The 18,284-nt window shown below is 52.1% G+C and carries 16 protein-coding genes; 11 read left to right on the plus strand and 5 right to left on the minus strand.

The annotated features are described in order from the left end of the window. Positions 1–2: 2 nt before the first annotated feature. Positions 3–1,493: a UxaA family hydrolase gene (locus tag EDC54_RS05640; RefSeq protein WP_132454127.1), complete on the plus strand. Its 1,491-nt coding sequence runs from the start codon at positions 3–5 to the stop codon at positions 1,491–1,493. Positions 1,494–1,580: 87 nt separating this feature from the next. After that, positions 1,581–2,111 (plus strand): YgjV family protein, encoded by a 531-nt coding sequence (locus EDC54_RS05645; protein ID WP_132454129.1) that lies wholly within the window; start codon positions 1,581–1,583, stop codon positions 2,109–2,111. Between the two features lie 185 nt (positions 2,112–2,296). Here the strand turns inward: EDC54_RS05645 and sstT are convergent, their stop codons facing one another. After that, positions 2,297–3,544: a serine/threonine transporter SstT gene (sstT, locus tag EDC54_RS05650; protein WP_132454442.1), complete on the minus strand. Its 1,248-nt coding sequence runs from the start codon at positions 3,542–3,544 to the stop codon at positions 2,297–2,299. Positions 3,545–3,785: 241 nt separating this feature from the next. Next, a complete protein-coding gene (locus EDC54_RS05655; RefSeq protein WP_132454131.1) occupies positions 3,786–4,739 on the minus strand; it encodes a TerC family protein in 954 nt (317 codons plus the stop codon). 431 nt (positions 4,740–5,170) lie between these two features. Between EDC54_RS05655 and rlmG the strand changes: the two genes are divergently transcribed. Continuing rightward, entirely contained in the window at positions 5,171–6,310 is a 1,140-nt protein-coding gene (rlmG, locus tag EDC54_RS05660) for a 23S rRNA (guanine(1835)-N(2))-methyltransferase RlmG (protein ID WP_132454133.1), read from the plus strand. A 1-nt stretch (position 6,311) separates the two neighbouring features. Here the strand turns inward: rlmG and EDC54_RS05665 are convergent, their stop codons facing one another. Continuing rightward, complete coding sequence (locus tag EDC54_RS05665) at positions 6,312–8,348, minus strand: NADPH-dependent 2,4-dienoyl-CoA reductase (protein ID WP_132454135.1); 2,037 nt, start codon at positions 8,346–8,348, stop codon at positions 6,312–6,314. Positions 8,349–8,560: 212 nt separating this feature from the next. Between EDC54_RS05665 and EDC54_RS05670 the strand changes: the two genes are divergently transcribed. The 7 genes from EDC54_RS05670 to EDC54_RS05700 all read left to right on the plus strand — a co-directional run bounded on the left by EDC54_RS05670 (position 8,561) and on the right by EDC54_RS05700 (position 14,531). Next, the gene (locus EDC54_RS05670; RefSeq protein WP_132454137.1) at positions 8,561–8,857 is read left to right on the plus strand and encodes a hypothetical protein; all 297 of its coding nucleotides are present in this window, start codon (positions 8,561–8,563) and stop codon (positions 8,855–8,857) included. A 237-nt stretch (positions 8,858–9,094) separates the two neighbouring features. Further along, complete coding sequence (gene spy / locus EDC54_RS05675) at positions 9,095–9,580, plus strand: ATP-independent periplasmic protein-refolding chaperone Spy (RefSeq protein WP_132454139.1); 486 nt, start codon at positions 9,095–9,097, stop codon at positions 9,578–9,580. A 145-nt stretch (positions 9,581–9,725) separates the two neighbouring features. Continuing rightward, positions 9,726–10,088: a CopM family metallochaperone gene (copM, locus tag EDC54_RS05680; protein WP_132454444.1), complete on the plus strand. Its 363-nt coding sequence runs from the start codon at positions 9,726–9,728 to the stop codon at positions 10,086–10,088. 446 nt (positions 10,089–10,534) lie between these two features. Continuing rightward, a complete protein-coding gene (locus tag EDC54_RS05685; RefSeq protein ID WP_132454141.1) occupies positions 10,535–11,575 on the plus strand; it encodes an aminotransferase class I/II-fold pyridoxal phosphate-dependent enzyme in 1,041 nt (346 codons plus the stop codon). Positions 11,576–11,596: 21 nt separating this feature from the next. Then, on the plus strand, positions 11,597–12,655 hold the full coding sequence (locus EDC54_RS05690; RefSeq protein WP_132454143.1) for a cupin domain-containing protein: 1,059 nt from the start codon (positions 11,597–11,599) through the stop codon (positions 12,653–12,655). 2 nt (positions 12,656–12,657) lie between these two features. Further along, positions 12,658–14,109, plus strand: a complete 1,452-nt coding sequence (locus EDC54_RS05695) for a phenylalanine--tRNA ligase subunit alpha (RefSeq protein ID WP_132454145.1) — start codon at positions 12,658–12,660, stop codon at positions 14,107–14,109. Continuing rightward, positions 14,106–14,531 carry a nuclear transport factor 2 family protein gene (locus EDC54_RS05700; protein ID WP_132454147.1) on the plus strand — a complete coding sequence of 142 codons (426 nt, stop codon included), beginning with the start codon at positions 14,106–14,108 and terminating at the stop codon, positions 14,529–14,531. The genes EDC54_RS05695 and EDC54_RS05700 overlap by 4 nt, the downstream gene beginning before the upstream one ends. A 208-nt stretch (positions 14,532–14,739) precedes the next feature. On the opposite strand, the gene EDC54_RS05705 is transcribed toward EDC54_RS05700, so the two are convergent. Continuing rightward, complete coding sequence (locus EDC54_RS05705) at positions 14,740–16,128, minus strand: glycoside hydrolase family 1 protein (protein WP_132454149.1); 1,389 nt, start codon at positions 16,126–16,128, stop codon at positions 14,740–14,742. Positions 16,129–16,540: 412 nt separating this feature from the next. Between EDC54_RS05705 and EDC54_RS17880 the strand changes: the two genes are divergently transcribed. Then, positions 16,541–16,711, plus strand: coding sequence for a hypothetical protein (locus EDC54_RS17880; protein ID WP_165904275.1), 171 nt, complete (start codon positions 16,541–16,543; stop codon positions 16,709–16,711). 72 nt (positions 16,712–16,783) lie between these two features. On the opposite strand, the gene EDC54_RS05710 is transcribed toward EDC54_RS17880, so the two are convergent. Further along, positions 16,784–18,274 (minus strand): carbohydrate porin, encoded by a 1,491-nt coding sequence (locus EDC54_RS05710; RefSeq protein WP_132454151.1) that lies wholly within the window; start codon positions 18,272–18,274, stop codon positions 16,784–16,786. Positions 18,275–18,284 lie beyond the last annotated feature (10 nt).

Consider the following 18,284-nt stretch of genomic DNA (forward strand, 5'->3'; position numbering starts at 1 on the left):
CCATGCAAAGTATTATAAAAATTCATTCTCTGGACAATGTGGCTGTCGCCCTGCGCGATGTCGAACAGGGCGAAACGGTGTCGGTGGATAGCCATACGGTGACGCTTCAGCAGCCTGTCGTGCGCGGACATAAGTTCGCGCTGGAAGCCATCGCGCCGGGAGAAATGATTACCAAGTATGGCCTGCCTATCGGCCATGCGTTGGTACCCATTGCCCCCGGAGAACATATTCACTCCCAGAATGCGAAAACCAACCTGAGCGATCTGGATGAGTATCAGTACCAGCCCGAATTTATCGACCTGCCGCCACAAATGGGCGATCGGGACGTGCGGCTCTATCGTCGTAAAAATGGCGATGTTGGCATCCGTAACGAGCTGTGGATCCTGCCAACCGTCGGCTGCGTGAACGGGATTGCGCGTCAGATCCAGCAGCGTTTCCTGAAAGAAACCCAGGATGCGCAAGGTATCGACGGTGTTTACCTGTTTAGCCATACCTTTGGCTGTTCACAGCTCGGCCAGGATCACGAAAATACCCGCACGATGTTGCAGAATATGGTGCGCCACCCGAATGCGGGCGCGGTACTGGTGATAGGTCTGGGGTGTGAGAACAATCAGGTTGACGCATTCCACAGCACGCTGGGGGAATTTGATGCCGACCGCGTGGCGTTTATGGTATGCCAACAGCAGGACGATGAAGTTGAAGCCGGTCTGGAACGGCTGCATGCGCTCTATGAGGTGATGCGCCACGACAAGCGAGAGCCGGGTAAGCTCAGTGAACTGAAATTTGGTCTGGAGTGCGGCGGTTCCGATGGGCTGTCCGGGATCACTGCTAACCCGCTGTTAGGCCGTTTTTCTGACTACGTAATCGCCAACGGCGGTACGACCGTTCTGACCGAAGTGCCGGAAATGTTTGGTGCCGAGCGTATTCTGATGAGCCGTTGCCGTGATGAAAGCACGTTTGAGAAGACCGTGCATATGGTGAATGACTTCAAACAGTACTTCATTGAGCACAACCAGCCCATTTATGAGAATCCGTCGCCGGGCAACAAGGCGGGCGGGATCACCACGCTGGAGGAGAAATCACTGGGCTGTACGCAAAAAGCCGGGCAGAGCAAGGTGGTGGATGTGCTGAAATATGGTGAGCGCTTACATACTTCGGGGCTCAATCTGCTCAGCGCGCCGGGGAATGATGCCGTAGCGACCAGTGCGCTGGCGGGGGCCGGTTGTCATATGGTGCTGTTCAGTACCGGTCGCGGGACGCCTTACGGCGGGTTTGTGCCCACGGTGAAACTGGCGACCAACAGCGAACTGGCGAAGAAAAAATCGCACTGGATTGATTTCGATGCCGGGCGCTTGATCCACGACATGCCGATGGATGAACTGCTGAGTCAGTTTGTTGATCTGATTGTCGAGATTGCCGATGGTAAGCGCGCCAGGAATGAAGAGAACGATTTCCGCGAATTAGCCATATTTAAGAGCGGTGTGACGTTGTAAATCGCCTTTATTCTATTTAAAATAAAACGGCGTTTCATTTTTATGTGACGCCGTTTTTTTCGCCACCGCTTTTTAGAGGCAGGGATCATGACACACGATTGGATTGCACAGTCTGTTGGTGTACTGGCGTTTCTGGTCGGTATCACCATGTTCTTCAACCGTAACGATAAAAAATTCAAAATTCAGCTCTCGGCCTACAGCGCCGTCATCGGCCTGCATTTCTTCCTGATGGGGGCAAATGCGGCTGGCGCCAGCGCAATGCTGAACGCGACGCGCACACTGATCTCGTTGAAAACGCACAATATCCTCGTGATGTTCGTTTTTATCTCGTTAACGCTGATATTTGGGCTGTCGGGGATGCGCCATGCCATGGAGCTGTTGCCGATCGTGGGGACGGTTGTCAGCACCTGGGCGTTGTTTCGCACCTCCGGGCTGACGACGCGCTGTGTCATGTGGTGCTCAACCGCCTGCTGGGTTACCCATAATATCTGGCTGGGGTCGATTGGCGGCTCGCTAATCGAAGGCAGTTTTCTGCTGATGAACGGTTTTAACATCCTCCGCTTCTGGCGCATGCAGCGGCGCGGCATCGATCCTTTTAGCGTCGAAAAGAAAGCGTAATTTCAGGCTTTGCTTTGGCCGAAAGCCAGGGTTCACAGGGCGACGGCAACAGAGCCGCCCTGCGTCGGGCGCGTGCTACGAGGTAGCATGAAAAGGATGGCTCGCTGGCGCACGAAACTGTCTCTGTGTCTGCATAAAAATGTGACTAAGAGACAGTTAGCGGAAGGAGTAGCCCCCTTGATCCGTTACAGCTGATTTAAGCGCTCTTTTTCCGCCAGTTTGGCGTCTTCCGCCTGGCATACGGCGGCAATGAATATCACATCGGTTGAAGAGTTCAACGCCGTTTCGGCGGAGTCCTGCAAGACGCCGATGATGAAGCCGACTGCGACCACCTGCATGGCGATATCGTTGGAAATACCGAACATGTTGCATGCCAGCGGAATCAGCAGTAATGAACCCCCCGCCACGCCTGACGCGCCGCAGGCGCACAGCGCCGCCACCACGCTCAGCAGCAGCATGGTTGGCAGGTCAATCTGAATGCCCAGCGTATGGACCGCAGCCAGCGTCAGCACCGTAATGGTAATCGCCGCGCCGGCCATATTTATGGTCGCGCCCAGCGGAATGGCGACAGAATAGGTGTCTTCATCCAGATTCAGCTTACGACACAGCTCCATATTCACCGGAATGTTGGCGGCGGAACTACGGGTGAAGAATGCAGTGACGCCGCTCTCGCGCAGGCAGCGCAGCACCAGCGGGTAAGGGTTACTGCGAATTTTCCAGTAGACGATCAGCGGGTTGATGACCAACGCCACCAGCAACATCCCGCCAATCAGCACCATGAGCAGGTGGGCATAACCCCACAACACGCTGAAGCCGGTTTGCGCCAGCGTCGATGCAACCAGACCGAAAATCCCCAGCGGAGCGAAGCGAATCACCACGCGTACAATGAATGTGACCGCGTTGGAGGCATCGGTGATCATGATCTTGGTGTTGTCCGAACCGTGGCGAAATGCGATCCCTAGCCCCACACCCCAGACCAGAATACCGATGTAGTTGGCATTCAGCAGCGCGTGAATCGGGTTGGCGATGACGCTCATCAATAGCCCTTGCAATACGTCGACGATGCCTGATGGCGGAGCGACGTCGGTGGCCTGCGCGCTGAGCGCCAGCGTGGAAGGAAAGAGGACGCTGAGCACCACGGCCACCAGCGCGGCGGAGAAGGTTCCAATGAGGTAAAGAAACAGAATAGGACGAATATTGATTTTCTGTCCCTGTTGGTGGTTGGCGATAGAGGCCATGACCAGTACCAGAACCAGAATGGGGGCGACGGCTTTCAGCGCACCAACGAAGAGGGTGCCGAGTAGACCGGCGGCCAGCGCGGCCTGAGTGGATAGCGACGCCAGAATAATACCGGCTGCGAGCCCTAACAGGATTTGTTGTACCAGACTGCCGTGAGCGATATAGCGTAAAAAACGAGAGTGTTGAGTTTCCATAATTTTGATGATGTGACCGTTCCGCTTAGTGGTTGTGTACACGGAGATGACACCTCTGGCCTACGCCGGGTGGCTTTTTGTTTCCGTAACTGAATGTGTTTGCATTTGTCAGTATATGTAAATTTGCTTTTGAGAAAAGCGATGATGGTGTTTTTTATGCGCAACGCGGGTTTTTACGGGGGGGGAGCCTGGGGGGGAACCCTCTTCCGCACGGCAGTGATCCTGCGGAAGAGGGGAAAGGTTAACGTCCGGCGCGCTTGTTCACCCAGAGGTTGAGTAACAGGGTAACGGCCAGAATACTGGCGACGACGCCCAGTGAAATCGCAATCGGAATATGGAAAATGTCGATCAACAGCATCTTGATACCGATGAAGATCAGGATAACCGCCAGACCATATTTCAACAGCGAGAAACGTTCAGCCACGCCGGCCAACAGGAAGTACATCGCCCGCAGGCCCAGAATAGCGAACAGGTTAGAGGTCAGGACGATAAAGGGATCGGTCGTGACGGCGAAAATGGCCGGGATACTGTCGACGGCGAAAATGACGTCGCTGATTTCGACCATAATCAGCACCAGAAACAGCGGTGTGGCATACAGCAGACCGTTACGGCGAACGAAAAATTTTTCATTCTCGATGTTATCCGTCATACGCAGATGGCTGCGCAGCCAGCGCACCAGCGGCTTGTCGCCTATCGCGCTATCGTCTTCTTTAGCCAGCGCCATCTTCAGGCCGGTGAACAACAAGAAGGCCCCGAACACGTAGAGCAGCCACTGAAACTGCGTCACCAGCCAACTGCCGCCGAACACCATCAGCGTTCTGAGAACAATGGCCCCCAGCACGCCGTAAATCAGTACGCGGCGCTGATATTGTGGTGGAACAGAGAAGTAGCTGAACAGCATCAGCCAGACAAAAACGTTATCGACGGCGAGAGCTTTCTCGATCAAATATCCGGTCAGGAAGGCCAGCGACTGGGCGTTGGCGACCTCGCGGCCCAGGGTGCCGTCCAGATACCACCAGAAACCGGCATTGAACAGCAGAGAAAGTGTGACCCAGATAATAGACCAGACGGCAGCCTGTTTGAACGTCATTACCGTTGACCCTTTGCGCCCCTGATAGAGCAGGTCGATGGCTAGCATGACTACAACAATGATTGCGAAGCTGCCCCATAACCACGGCGTACCGATGGTGTGCATAGCAAGATCCTTAATATAGAAACAAAAACGGCCAACATCGGAAGGGCGCTGGCCGCTTATGATTAAAGCTGCAAATGCACCTCGCCTTCCGGCAAGGTCTCACTTACAACGTTAATGAAGCTGTTTCATTGAGAATGAAGCTATTTCATCAAGGCTGCCCAGTAACCGGATGCGGAACGCATCGTAGTGACGATTAACTGGCGGAAAAGTTACTCCCCTTTGCCTGATTGAAGATAGGTGAAAAGATGATCCCGGTCAAATTTTTATCGGGGGTTACTTCACGCAGTCCGGGGCTGCCGTGATGAAGAGCCGATGAGCACGGTGAAATGACAAGATAACGTCAATCATTTCCGTTCTGGCGGAGAAAAGCATTTACTGACGGGCCATTTTAAGGGATAAACAGCGCAAATTTTATGGTGCAGGAGAGACGAATGAGCCAACTCGAACTGGAAACGAGTAACCTGACGTTGGTCCGCTACCCGCAGGTGGCCGACAATTCGGCGCTACAGGCGTGGGAAGCGGCTGATGAATATCTGCTGCGTGAGCTGGGCACAATGGAAATCGCGCCCGGCCCGCGTCTGATTTTCAACGATGCGTTTGGCGCGCTGGCCTGTGGCTTGCAGGCGCAATCGCCCATCAGCATCAGTGATTCTTACCTCAGCCAACTGGCGACGCGCCATAATCTGGCGTTGAATGGTTATGATGCCGATGCGGTGACGCTCTGTGATAGTTTGGCGGCATTGCCCGACGCGCCGGCGCTGGTGGTGATAAAAATACCGAAAACGACGGCGCTGCTGGAACACCAACTGCGGATGCTGCGCAGGGTTCTCACGCCGCAGACGCGCATCATTGCCGGTGCGAAAGCGCGTGATATTCATACGTCGACATTACAATTGTTTGAACGCATTCTGGGGCCGACAACAACCTCGTTGGCCTGGAAGAAAGCACGGCTGATTCACTGTGAATTCAGCGCGCCAAAAGTTAGTGAGCAATCACTTATGACTGATTGGGTGCTGGATGGCTATGGTTATCGTATTCACAACCACCCGAATGTGTTTTCGCGTAACGGGCTGGACATTGGCGCGCGTTTCTTTATGCAACATCTCCCGGAGCAGGTGAGCGGCAAAATCATCGATCTGGGCTGCGGTAACGGCGTTATTGGGCTGGCGGCGTTGAAAGCCAACCCGGAAGCCAGCGTCGGTTTTTTTGATGAATCCTACATGGCGGTGGCATCGAGCCAGATGAACGTTGAGGTTAACTGCCCGCAGGATGTCGAGCGCTGTAGCTTCGTGGTGAACCACGGATTAGCCCGCGTAGGGCGCGATACGCTTCAGGCGGTCTTGTGTAATCCGCCTTTTCACCAGCAGCAGGCGGTGACGGATGAAATCGCCTGGCAGATGTTTGTGGATGCGCGTCGTTGCCTTCAGGTTGGCGGTGAGTTACGCATCGTCGGTAACCGCCATCTCGACTATTTCCATAAGCTCAAGCGTCTGTTCGGCAACTGTGAGACGATCGCCGGCAATACCAAGTTTGTGGTGCTGAGAGCGGTAAAATCGTCGGCGTCCCGTTAATTTATAGCGTCAATGCCAGCCGGGTAGCCTGATCGATTGCCCGGCGCGCATCCAACTCTTGCGCGGCATCGGCTCCGCCAATCAGGTGAACGTGACACCCGGCGGCCTGCAAGGGAGCATAAAGCTCACGGTTGGGCTCCTGACCGGCGCAAATAATGACGTTATCTACCGGCAGGCAGCGCATTTTCCGTTCGTGGATAATGTGCAGCCCGGCATCATCAATATGGTGATACTCCACGCCGCCAAGCATTGTCACGCCGTGGCGCAGTAATGTGGTGCGGTGGATCCAGCCTGTCGTTTTCCCAAGGTTCTCGCCGGGCTTGCCGGCTTTACGCTGCAACAGGGTAATGTTTCGCCGGTGGGGACGCGGGGTTGACCGGTGAGGCAGCAGACCGCCACGGTACTGTAATTGCCTGTCGATACCCCATTCGGCATAAAAATCGCCGTGTTCCGCCTGAAGATGACCGACGCCGGAAGGCGGATTGTCGTTAAGGAGGTAGTGTGCGGTATCAAAGCCAATGCCGCCCGCGCCGATAATCGCCACCCGTTGGCCGACCGGTTTTTTGTCGCGCAGAACGTCCAGATAGCTCAGCACGCCTGGATGGTCGATCCCCGTAATCGCCGGGATTCTGGGGACGATGCCGCAGGCCAGAATGACGTCATCGAAACCGAGCAAATCGACGGCTGTCGCCCGTGTGCTCAGGCGAAGTGTGACGTTATGCAGCGCTAACTGTCGACGATAGTAGCGTAGCGTTTCGTTAAACTCCGCTTTACCGGGAATCTGTCTGGCAATGTTGAATTGTCCACCGATGTAAGACGACGATTCAAACAGCGTGACCTGATGGCCGCGCTCGGCGGCGTTCACGGCAAAGGCCAGGCCCGCGGGCCCTGCGCCCACGACGGCAAAGCGTTTGCTCACCCGTGCGGGATGAATCGGTAGCTCGGTTTCGTGGCAGGCGCGCGGGTTTACCAGACAGGACGTGATCTTACCGACAAATATCTGATCGAGACAGGCCTGATTGCAACCGATGCAGGTATTGATTTCATCGGCGCGTCCCGACTGCGCCTTTTCCACCAGTCTGGCATCGGCGAGAAAAGGGCGCGCCATTGACACCATATCGGCGCAGCCCTCGGCCAGTAACTGTTCCGCCACGTCGGGGTCGTTGATGCGGTTGGTGGCGATCAGAGGAATACCGACGTGACCCATCAGCGTCTGCGTTACCCAGCCGAACGCTCCGCGCGGCACCGATGTGGCGATCGTCGGGATACGCGCTTCATGCCAGCCGATGCCGGTGTTGATGAGAGTGGCGCCAGCCTGTTCAATCGCCTGCGCCAGTTGCACAACTTCCTGCCAGCTTGAGCCTTCTTCTATCAAATCGAGCATCGACAGGCGGTAAATGAGGATGAACGCCGGCCCGGTGCGTTCCCGCACGGCGCGAACAATCTCCAGCGCGAAACGGCTGCGCCGCTGAAAATCGCCGCCCCATTCATCATCCCGTTGGTTGGTATGCGTCACCAGAAACTGATTAATCAGATAGCCTTCCGAGCCCATGATTTCCACCCCATCGTAGCCTGCGCGCTGCGCCAGCCCGGCACAGCGCGCAAAGTCATCAATGGTTTGTTCAATATCCTGTGCGCGCATGGCCCGCGGCGCAAAATGATTAATCGGCGCCTGAATGGCGGACGGCGCGACCGGATCGGGTTGATAGCTGTAGCGTCCGGCATGGAGAATTTGCAGCGCGATTTTTCCACCAGCCTGATGGACTGCCTGCGTCAGGGCCCGATGGTGATCTAATTGCGCGTCGTCATGCAGCGTGGCGCCCCCTTTGGCGATCGCGCCTTGCGCATTCGGCGCAATGCCGCCTGTCACAATCAGCGCCACGCCGCCTTGTGCCCGTTCACGGTAAAATGCCGCCAGCCTTGCCGTGCCGTCCGGGTGCTCTTCCAGCCCGGTATGCATTGAACCCATCACCACACGATTCTTTAGCGTCGTGAAACCAAGGTCGAGTGGGGAAAGCAGCGTGGGATAAGCCGTCATTGCACTCTCCGATAAAATTAACTGGTCTGATGAGTTGCTCTGTTCAATCTAGCCATAACCGCGGAGGATGTGAAATTTATGTTTATTAATTGTGACTGATGTCATTGTGAGCCAAAGGTGGTGGGGGATTAAACCGGACCGTGCGCCGGAGTGTTTGTTGTCGGCTGCGTGTGACATTATAATCCGCTGGTTTATCAGGCAAAGGTATCGTTATGCGGATAGAAGAGTTGGAATATCGATTGGATAGCGCACTTCAGGCGCTGGAACAAAGCGTTCAGCGCCAGCAGCAGACATGGCGGCAGGAACATCAGCAACTTCGACAGCAGTTGCATCAGGCGCAAGAGCGTGACGCTTACCTTTGCTCGCAGATTGAACAACTTTCTGCCCGGCTGAACGCCATGGACAGCTCACCGGATAGAAACCCGCTGATGCAGAAAATGAAAGTGATCCACGCCCATCTCGATGCGCTGGCACAAGATGCCTCCGCTTTTCGCCGTTCGCTACCGTAATGACGTCGCGCGTTTTCCTCCGCAATGATGGCAGTGGATAACGTCAGCCGGACGTTAACGCAAAACTTCCGCTTTCCTGCACAATTCCTCCTCATTCTCCACAATTACCGCAAATGTGGAGCCGACGCTTGCAGAGATTTACCCTTGCTCTAATTAACTGAAGGTGTCGAACCTATACTGTCTCTTGAAGCACGGCTATTCGCCGTCAATCACTCAATTCAGAGAGAGGAATAAAATATGCGTAAACTCACTGCAATGCTGGTTGCTTCTTCCTTGGCATTGGGCGCGGCAGGTATCGCGCATGCGAATGACGCGCCTAAAGGTCATGGCCCGGAACACAAAATGATGAAAGACGGTCGGGAGCATCGTGGCATGATGGGGCCGGATGCGATGTTCAGGGAGCTGAATTTGACGGAAGCGCAGAAGCAGCAAATTAAAACCATCATGAAAGACTCCCACGAGAAAATGCACAAAGCCATGCAGGCTGACCATCGTGATTTGCATAACCTGATCGCATCGGATACGTTTGATGCCGCAAAAGCGCAGGCGCAGCTGGATAAAGCCGATGCGGCGCGCAAGGCCAGAATGCTGGACGGGCTGGAAACCAAAAACAAAATTTACAACGTTCTGACGCCAGAACAGAAGAAGCAGTACAACGACAGTTTTGAAAAGCGGCTGACTCAACCGCCAAAGCATGACGCTAAGCCAGCACCTGCAGAATAACACCGACTCGCTATTTAAATGGATAAAACCACCGGATTGACGTATTCCCTCGCAGGTGATGCTTCGGTCCGGTGGTTTTTTCTTGACCTTCCCCTTACTGGAACGTCTACCCTCAAAAGGTCCGATGACTGATTGAGAGGTTATGATGAAGAAAGTCCATTTGTTATTAACGGCGGTCTTAGCGGTCCCGTTTCTCTCGTTTGCGGCCGACAGCGCCCATAGTGACCATAATGCAGCGAACGACGCGTCGTCTTCCCAGCAGGCGTATAGGAAAGGGATGGATGCGATGCATACCGAGATGATGGAAGGGATAACGTCCAGCGATCCTGACGTCGCCTTCGCTAAAGGAATGATTGCGCATCACCGCGGAGCCATTGATATGGCGAAGACGGAATTGCAATACGGAAAAGATCCGGAATTGCGTAAGCTGGCGGAAGAGATTATCAAAGCCCAGCAGCCGGAAATTGACCAAATGGAAGCCTGGTTGAAAAAGCAGGATAAACCCTAACGTTATTAACCCAGTGGCGCTATTGATGAGATATTTGAGCGATAGCGTCATTTGTCATTATTCCCGTGCCTGTACCATAACCGATTTTATTCCTTTCTTTTATTATTATACCTACTAATTTATTGATTTATAAATAACCTGCTTATTATAAAATTTATTGTAGATGATTTTATATGAACAAATCGCGCTATTCATTTATAAATAATTTGAATGACGGGGCGTTATTGTGCTGTTTTTTGTTTTTTTTATGTAAATGTTTATAGTGAGTGTTGACATTGAAATTTGATAAGAATAGAAAATATCAATCATTATCCTGAAGTGTTTTTAAGTGATAGGGATAATGAATTAATTAACTGCATTTTTTAAATATACTTATTCAATTTTATTTTTTAAATGGATGCATCTGACTCGTCTGTTGTTTTGGATGTGAACTAAGGACGGTAATAATGAAACGTGTCTTTGCCAGAGAATGCGTGCAGAAAATGGAACCGGCATTCAGCTTTCCGAATCGCTCTGAAGATCGCGGTATGGTAAATTTACGGGATAATGAAAATCCATTCGGCGGGGAAGAGAAACGTTATCCAGATAATATGACGACCCGATTGGCTGAATGTTATTTACGGGCGCTTGATATCATTGAAAACAGAGAGAATAACGTCAGCCCTTTAGGGACGGAAAATGTCCTTCTGACGCGTGGCGCATCGGATGCGTTAGACCTGATTTTTCGCGCTTTTTTTGAACCTGCCAGAGACCGGATTATCACCACTCCCCCGAATTTCAAACTGTTCGATGAGCTAGCGACGGTGTATGCGATTGAAAACACGAAAGTTGATTTGCTCGGCGATCGTTTCAATCAGCTTGATGTACATGCGCTGTGTGCTCAGGGGGCTAAGGGGGTGATTTTGTGCGACCCTAATAACCCGATGGGGAGCAGCCTTGATCACGATAATGTCGTCAGATTATTAAAGACGTTTGAAGGCATTGTCGTGATTGACGAGGCTTACGTTGAATATGCCGAACGGGAATCTTTTCGCCATTTAATTATGGATTACGATAATTTGATTGTCGTGCGATCAATGTCAAAGGCACTGGGAATGGCGGGGCTGAGGTTGGGTGCATTATTAGCACAGGAAACATTAATTAAAATCCTGCTAAAAGTCAGATTGCCATTCGCTTTACCCCGTCCGGTATTGTTGGCAGCAGAAAAAGAACTTTCTAAACCCCAAAAATTACAGTCACAAATTCAGCAGTTTATTCAGGAGAGAGAACGCTTTGCTTCATTATTACGAAACTGTCCGGGTATTGATGATGTCTTTTCTTTTTCCGGTTTTATTACGGTGAAAGCTAAAAAAGAAATTGCGGAGCGCTTACTACAATCAGGATTTGATGTATTGCCTAACCCGATGGGGGTCCGCGGGTATATTCGGATTTCCGTAGGTTCTCCCGACATTACCGATCGTGTGCTGCAAATTTTAAAAACGCAATGATGTTACATGGAGCTGTTTATCATGAGTTCAGAAAATACTATTTCGTTTGTCGGTGTGGTGGCAAGAGAGCAAATTCGCGCGATTACCACCGTTGAGGTTGATGGTGTCACCCATACGCTCGGTCAACAACGGGACTTTCGTCGTAATGCGGTGCTGGCGAATTTTTTGCCGGACAGCGGACGGCCTTCTTTTGCCTGGGTCAGATTGCGCGATGGCGAAACGCTGGATGTGCATGAGCACCCGACCAAATCGATGATTATCGTGACTAAAGGGTCGGTGCAATTGACCGGCGATAATCCCCGGCAGTTGGCCGAAGGCGACATTGTTTGCGTAGGGCCTTTTTGCAAGCACGGTTTTACTACACGCCCCGGCGAAGAGTTTCACGGGTTGTCGATACAGTTTGAGGGAAAAGGGCTGTATGAAGATGAAGTCCATGCCCGCGTGAGTTTTGATTCGCCGCTGGCGGAGCTCAATGCATTCAACGATGAACTGCTGGCGCGTCACCAAAAAAACACGTTGTTCCAGCTGTTCGAATCGGGAAGATTGCAGCGTGAACCTGAACTCTGCCGCCGATTTGTGACGGCGCTGTATGTCTGGTCGCGTTACTTCCAGCGTATGGTTCTGGCCCGTCAGGCGATGTGCATTGATAAAGCGTTGCTTGAGGAGTACACCCGGCATTTCAATGAAGAAGTGGGACATGATGCGCTGTTACGCGATCGCTATAACATCACGGAAGAGGCTTACGATCCGATTCTGGAAGCGGCGGGTAACTGGTTTGTCTCCCAGATGTATCAGTTGGATGAAGCGGAAAAAATTGTCGTCGTACATCTGGTGGTGGAGTCCAGCGGCCATGTGTTTGGTCTGGCGACATCGCCGATCTTCCATCCACAGGCTCAGGAAGGGGACTATTTCGAGTTGCATGCAGAGGCCGATGACGATCATCGGTCAATTGGCGTGAGCTATCTCAATTCGCTGCCTGTGGCGAAGATTAACAGCCTGAAAGCGATCTGCCGTCAGGCGTGGGATCAGATGGATCTGGTGCACGAACGTCTTGCCGCTTGGACACTCAGCGAGGAATAAGCATGGACGCAGCTCCCCTCACGGTTCCACGTCCCCGCCATCCCCTTGGGGCGCTAACGGCGGATATTCTTGCCTTCTTCCAACGGGAAGGGTATTCGCAGGCGCAAGGGTCGGAGCTTGAGACGGCGTGGTTTAACTTTGATGTGTTGAATATGCCCGAAACGCACTTTGCCCGGGCAGGGGATCACACGTTTTATATCGCGCATCCCGATTATCCCGAGCGGCAAAGCGGCCTGGTATTGCGGGCGCATACCTCGCCGGTTCAGGCCAGAACGATGTTGCATAACACTCCGCCGTTTTACAACGTCCATATCGGCAGAACATTTCGCCCTGACGCGCTGGATAGCACGCACAGCCCGGTGTTTAACCAGCTCGAAGGGTTTGCTGTCGATAAGGGGCTGAGTATGGACGATCTTAAGCGGCAGCTCGATCGGTTCGCGCACTTCCTTTTCGGTGAGGGCATCGTTACCCGGCTTCGGCCATATACGTTTTCCTATGCGGATCCTGCGGCGGAGATCGATATTCAATGTCCGATCTGTAAAGGGAAGACGACGCCGTGTGCGACGTGCCACAGCGAAGGTTGGATCGAGTGGGGGGGCTGCGGCATGGTGCATCCGGCGGTGCTGCGTAATTGCGGGATCGATCCACAAACGCATCAGGCTTTCGCGTTCGGTATTGGCGTGGAACGGACGCTCATGCTACGCGACGGCATCAGGGATCTTCGTCAGATTGTGGATGGTGATGTGCGCTATGCGCAATCGGCGACGCTGGCCATCGAAGCGCGCGCCACGCAGCCGCAGCAGCGTGCCGAACAGGCCATGAGGGCGCGCGGTTTTATCGAAATCACGCGTTTTCCTTTCCTCGACGTTCAGGAACTGGCCCGGTTAGGCATGGCGTCTGAGGATGCACGCTGGCGTTATTTATCGCTGCTGAACCCGCTGCAAGGTTACGGCGAAATATTGCGCACCACGCTATTGCCCGGTCTGTTAAGCGCGTGGCAATGCAACCTGTCGGCGCTGGAAGAGACGAATAGCGCAATCTTTGAAAGCGGTAGCGTGTTCTTTGCGCCTGATCCCCTGATCGAGCCGCCCGCGATTGCGCTGGGGCGGCGTCCCTCGGCGGATGAACTTGAACAAATGGATAATGCAGTGCCTGAGCAGCCGTTATATATGGCGGCTATCGCCAACTACCAGGGAAATTGGAGCGCGCTGGTTGATGTTGTTTCCCATGTACTGGAATGTCTGGGCGTTCGCTCCGATATTCACCCTGCAACCTGTTCACCGTGGACGGCGGGTAAGTGTGTCGCGGTTGCGCAGGGAAATGCCACGATGGGTTTCGCAGGGGAAATTGCACCGGGTCTGCTGAAGACGCTCGGCCTGCCTACGGGCCTGTGTGCGATGGAAATCAACCTCAGCGCTTTATTGGAAAATCATACCCATAAGGAGAAAATATGACACCGGATTACATCGCGAAGACCTACCTTGACGCGCTTGAGAAAAGCGACCTGAATGCCATTCTGAGCCTCTATGATGAGCAAGGGATTGTGCACTCGCCGCTGTATGGGCCGCGCAAGGCGGCTGATTTCTATACGGTGCTATTCAAGGATACGGGAAGAGCCAAAATCAATCTGAAGGGAGTCACTAAAGGCGAGCAGGTGGATGGTCGGCCATTAATTACCATCTGGTTTAAATTTAAATGGACGCTGCCTTCCGGCCAGCCCGCGCACTTTGAGTGTGTGGATGTGCTGGAGATGAATGAGAAGGGGAAAATAAAAGCGTTGCACATCATCTACGACACCGTGACGGCTCGTCCGGCTTATGAGGCGGAATATGGCCCCGGCAGCTCGTGGCGACCGACGTTTGAGGACGAGGAATAGTCGCTCAGGCTCCGGGTTTCATCAATCATGCGGTCTGGTATTTCTGCAACGCGGCGCCAGACCGCCGCGCAGTTCCGCTATGCCGGATGGGAGGAAAGTGCTGGCATATTCATCAGCGGCATCATCCACAGGCTGAGAGCGTCTTCATCGCGGTGATGTCATCCCAACGCGAATAAATCAGGCGGCGGGTGCCGCCTGATTCCCGGTGTTATAACGATTCTCCATTACTGCTAATCACCTCTTTATACCAATAGAAGCTGTCTTTACGCCGACGCTCCAGCGTGCCTTTGCCCTCATCATCACGATCGACATAAATAAAGCCGTAGCGTTTTGACATTTGCGCCGTACCCGCACTCACCAGATCGATCGGCCCCCAGCTGGTGTAGCCCAGCAGTTCAACACCATCGCTAATGGCTTCGCGCACCTGAATCAGGTGCCGGCGTAAATAATCAATGCGGTAGCTGTCGTGAATGCGGCCATCATTTTCCACTACGTCACGTGCGCCCAGCCCGTTTTCGACGATAAACAGCGGCTTTTGGTAGCGGTCATACAGTTCGTTCAACAGAAAGCGCAGGCCTTCCGGGTCTATTTGCCAGCCCCATTCGGACGCTTCAAGGTGCGGGTTGGGGATCAGACGAAGGATATTACCGAGTGAAGACCGGTATTTTTCCGGTTCATACGTGGCACAGCCGCTCATATAGTAGCTGAAAGAAATAAAGTCTACGGTGTGCTGCAAATCATTTTTGTCCTGCTCGGTTATCTTCAACGAAATAGCGTTTTCTTTAAAATAGCGGACCATCCAGGCTGGATAAGCGCCGCGTGCCTGAACGTCACCAAAGAATAGCCATTCCCGATTCTTGCGCTGCGCTTCCAACACGTCTTTCGGGTGGCAGGTCATGGGGTAGCGCACCGCGCCCAGCAGCATGTTGCCGATTTTGGCATCCGGAATGATCTCGTGGCAGGCTTTCACCGTTCGTGCGCTGGCAACTAACTGATGGTGGATCGCCTGATAAATATCCTGCTTCGAAGGTTCACCGCGTAGCCCGATCCCGGTAAAGGGCGAGTGCAGCGCCATATTGATTTCGTTGAACGTCAGCCAATACTTGACCTTGTCTTTATAGCGACTGAAAACGGTACGGGCATATTTCTCAAACTGGTCGATAACGGCGCGGTTGCCCCAGCCTCCCCATTTTTTCACCAGACCGTAGGGCATTTCATAATGTGATAGCGTGATCAGTGGCTGGATCTGGTATTTCGCCATTTCGTCAAACAGGCGGTCATAGAATGCCAGACCGGCTTCACAGGGTTCGGCTTCATCGCCGTCGGGATAAATACGTGTCCAGGCGATGGACGTGCGCAATACTTTAAACCCCATCTCGGCGAACAATTGAATATCTTGCGGATAGCGATGATAAAAATCGATAGCGACATCTTTGATGCAGCTTACGTTCCCGTCTCGTTCCGTTATCGGGCCATGTACGCCCTGTAGCTGAAGATCGGACGTTGACACACCTTTACCGTCTTCATTCCATGCGCCTTCGACCTGGTTTGCCGCCACTGAACCGCCCCATAAAAAACCGTCAGGGAATGTTTTCATTTGTTTCTCCTTATCGTTTTTTAACATCACTACGCTGCGCCAGGCTGTGTCTCCGCACTGTCGCGAAGGGGGGAAAGCCGGATGACAGGTAAAAAAAAACTTGGGCAGAGATGAGTATTTCTACTCGCCTCTGCCCAAGTTTCGCCCGCCGTTGGCGGTTACGTCTTAGGTGGAACACTAAACGATCCCAGATATCTGCGGCAATGCTGTCGCCTGATTATGTGACTTAAGTCACGATATCTCCGTTATTTTATTGAGGAATGATCGATACCGTCGGCATCGAAGAAATGGACGATACCACTGCAAAACTGACGGCTGGCGATGAGCCGCTTTATTATCGAGTTCGGTGACCGCCTGGATAGTCACTTCTGAGAAAAGGTGTTTACACAAAATCGTGTACAGGATCGAAAGTATGACTCTCACTGCAAACATCCAGCATAGCGCTCACAACGGTAATCCGGTGGAGCGCTATTTAGGACATACGGCGCAAACACTGTACTCTGACGCTGTTCATGCCAACTCTCATCCTGAAGAATGGAGACAGGAGCAGAATGACAATATTCACTCGACCCGAGAAAATTAACACATTGGCAATGAGTCACTTGTTAATGGTAACCCATAGAAAAGTGCAATTTCATTGCCATGCTGACTAGGGTTAGAAAAAGTATTTAAAACGAATACGGGCGCCATAGCGATCTTTATCGCTATTTTCTACGGAGGTCATCTCTCCATTTCCATGAATATAAGAGTAGTAAGCACCAAGATACGTTTTAAAGTTATCTAATTCTAAGATGTTTGGTAATTCATAAGAGGCAAATAAAGTATGGATATCGTATTTTCCTGGGTGTAATGCGTCATACTTTCCTTCGTTGACAACATTATCAATCTGGTAGGATTTAATATCATTGTGCGCATAAATATAACCGAGCTGTAATTTGCGCCACAATACGTTACCGCCTACAGAAAAATCACTTTCATTTTTAGCATCTAAATATGCGGTGCTTAAATTAGCAACGATGCCATTCTCACCGTTGTCTTTTAAGTTGTCCCAGTTAAAATTGAGACCATAGCCGGTACGGCGTGATTGATCTTCAAACTTCCCATCAGCATTTTGGAAACCGTAAGCATTGCGGATGACATTCGCATCTATGGCACCAGCCACAGTGAGGTGGCCTGTTTTCCATGCGACAACAGGACGTACATAAACCACATTTTTACGATTATCTAATTTCCGACCATGGTACTGCTCATTTTGAAATACTTTACTGCCATCTTCGACTAATGTGTTAACTTCGAAGTACCAATCATTGTAAGTACTGCTAAGATTCATCGCGCCGCCGTTATTGCTTCGCCCGCGCCCTTCTTTCATCATATAGACATAGCCGAATCCATCTGCATATAAATCATTGGCGCTGTTCCCTGAGTGTTCAATGAACGTATCTTGGTTAAGGGGGAACATATCGTAGGCTTCATATCGACCAATTTTGTATTCCCACTTATCTTTTTTACCAAAGTAGAATACGGCATCATCCATGCCCATGGAGCCAGACATGTTTGCCATCGGCTGCGCCCTAAGACCCGCGTAGTTGCCATTCGCGAGCGAACGTTCACCATCCACGCCGATCAAGATGCGTCCGTTTAAATCCCAACGTTCTTTATCCTTAAAGTCATTGGAGCCTTGACCCGGCTGGGTATGCATTGAGGTGATCTGACCTTTGCGACTTGCTGCATCAATATTGTATTCAACGTCGCCATACAGTTTTAATTTACCCCAGTCGCTGTTACTAACCACAAAACTATTGGATTTAGCCGCAGCGTCTTGTTGTTTCTCTAATTGGCTGACCTTTTGTTGGGCCAATGTCGCATTGGCCTGCGCCTGATCCGAACTCTTTTCCAGAGTAGCCACACGCTGTTCGATACTGACTGCATGAGCTTTTTTGGGCGACGTATGTTTCGTTGTCATTAATTGCTCAAGTCTCGCCGCCTTTTGTTCAGCGGAGGCTGCTCTTGATTCCGCTTCTACGGCTCGTTTTTCAAGCGCATTTAAACGTGCTTCAATGCTGCTTAAAGAACTCTCTGCGTTGACGAATAATGGCGAGGCGCTAAGGAATACCCCTATCGCTAACGTCAATTTTTTTATTTTCACTGTTTATTCC

The organism is Samsonia erythrinae (assembly GCF_004342665.1).
Lineage (GTDB): Bacteria > Pseudomonadota > Gammaproteobacteria > Enterobacterales > Enterobacteriaceae > Samsonia > Samsonia erythrinae.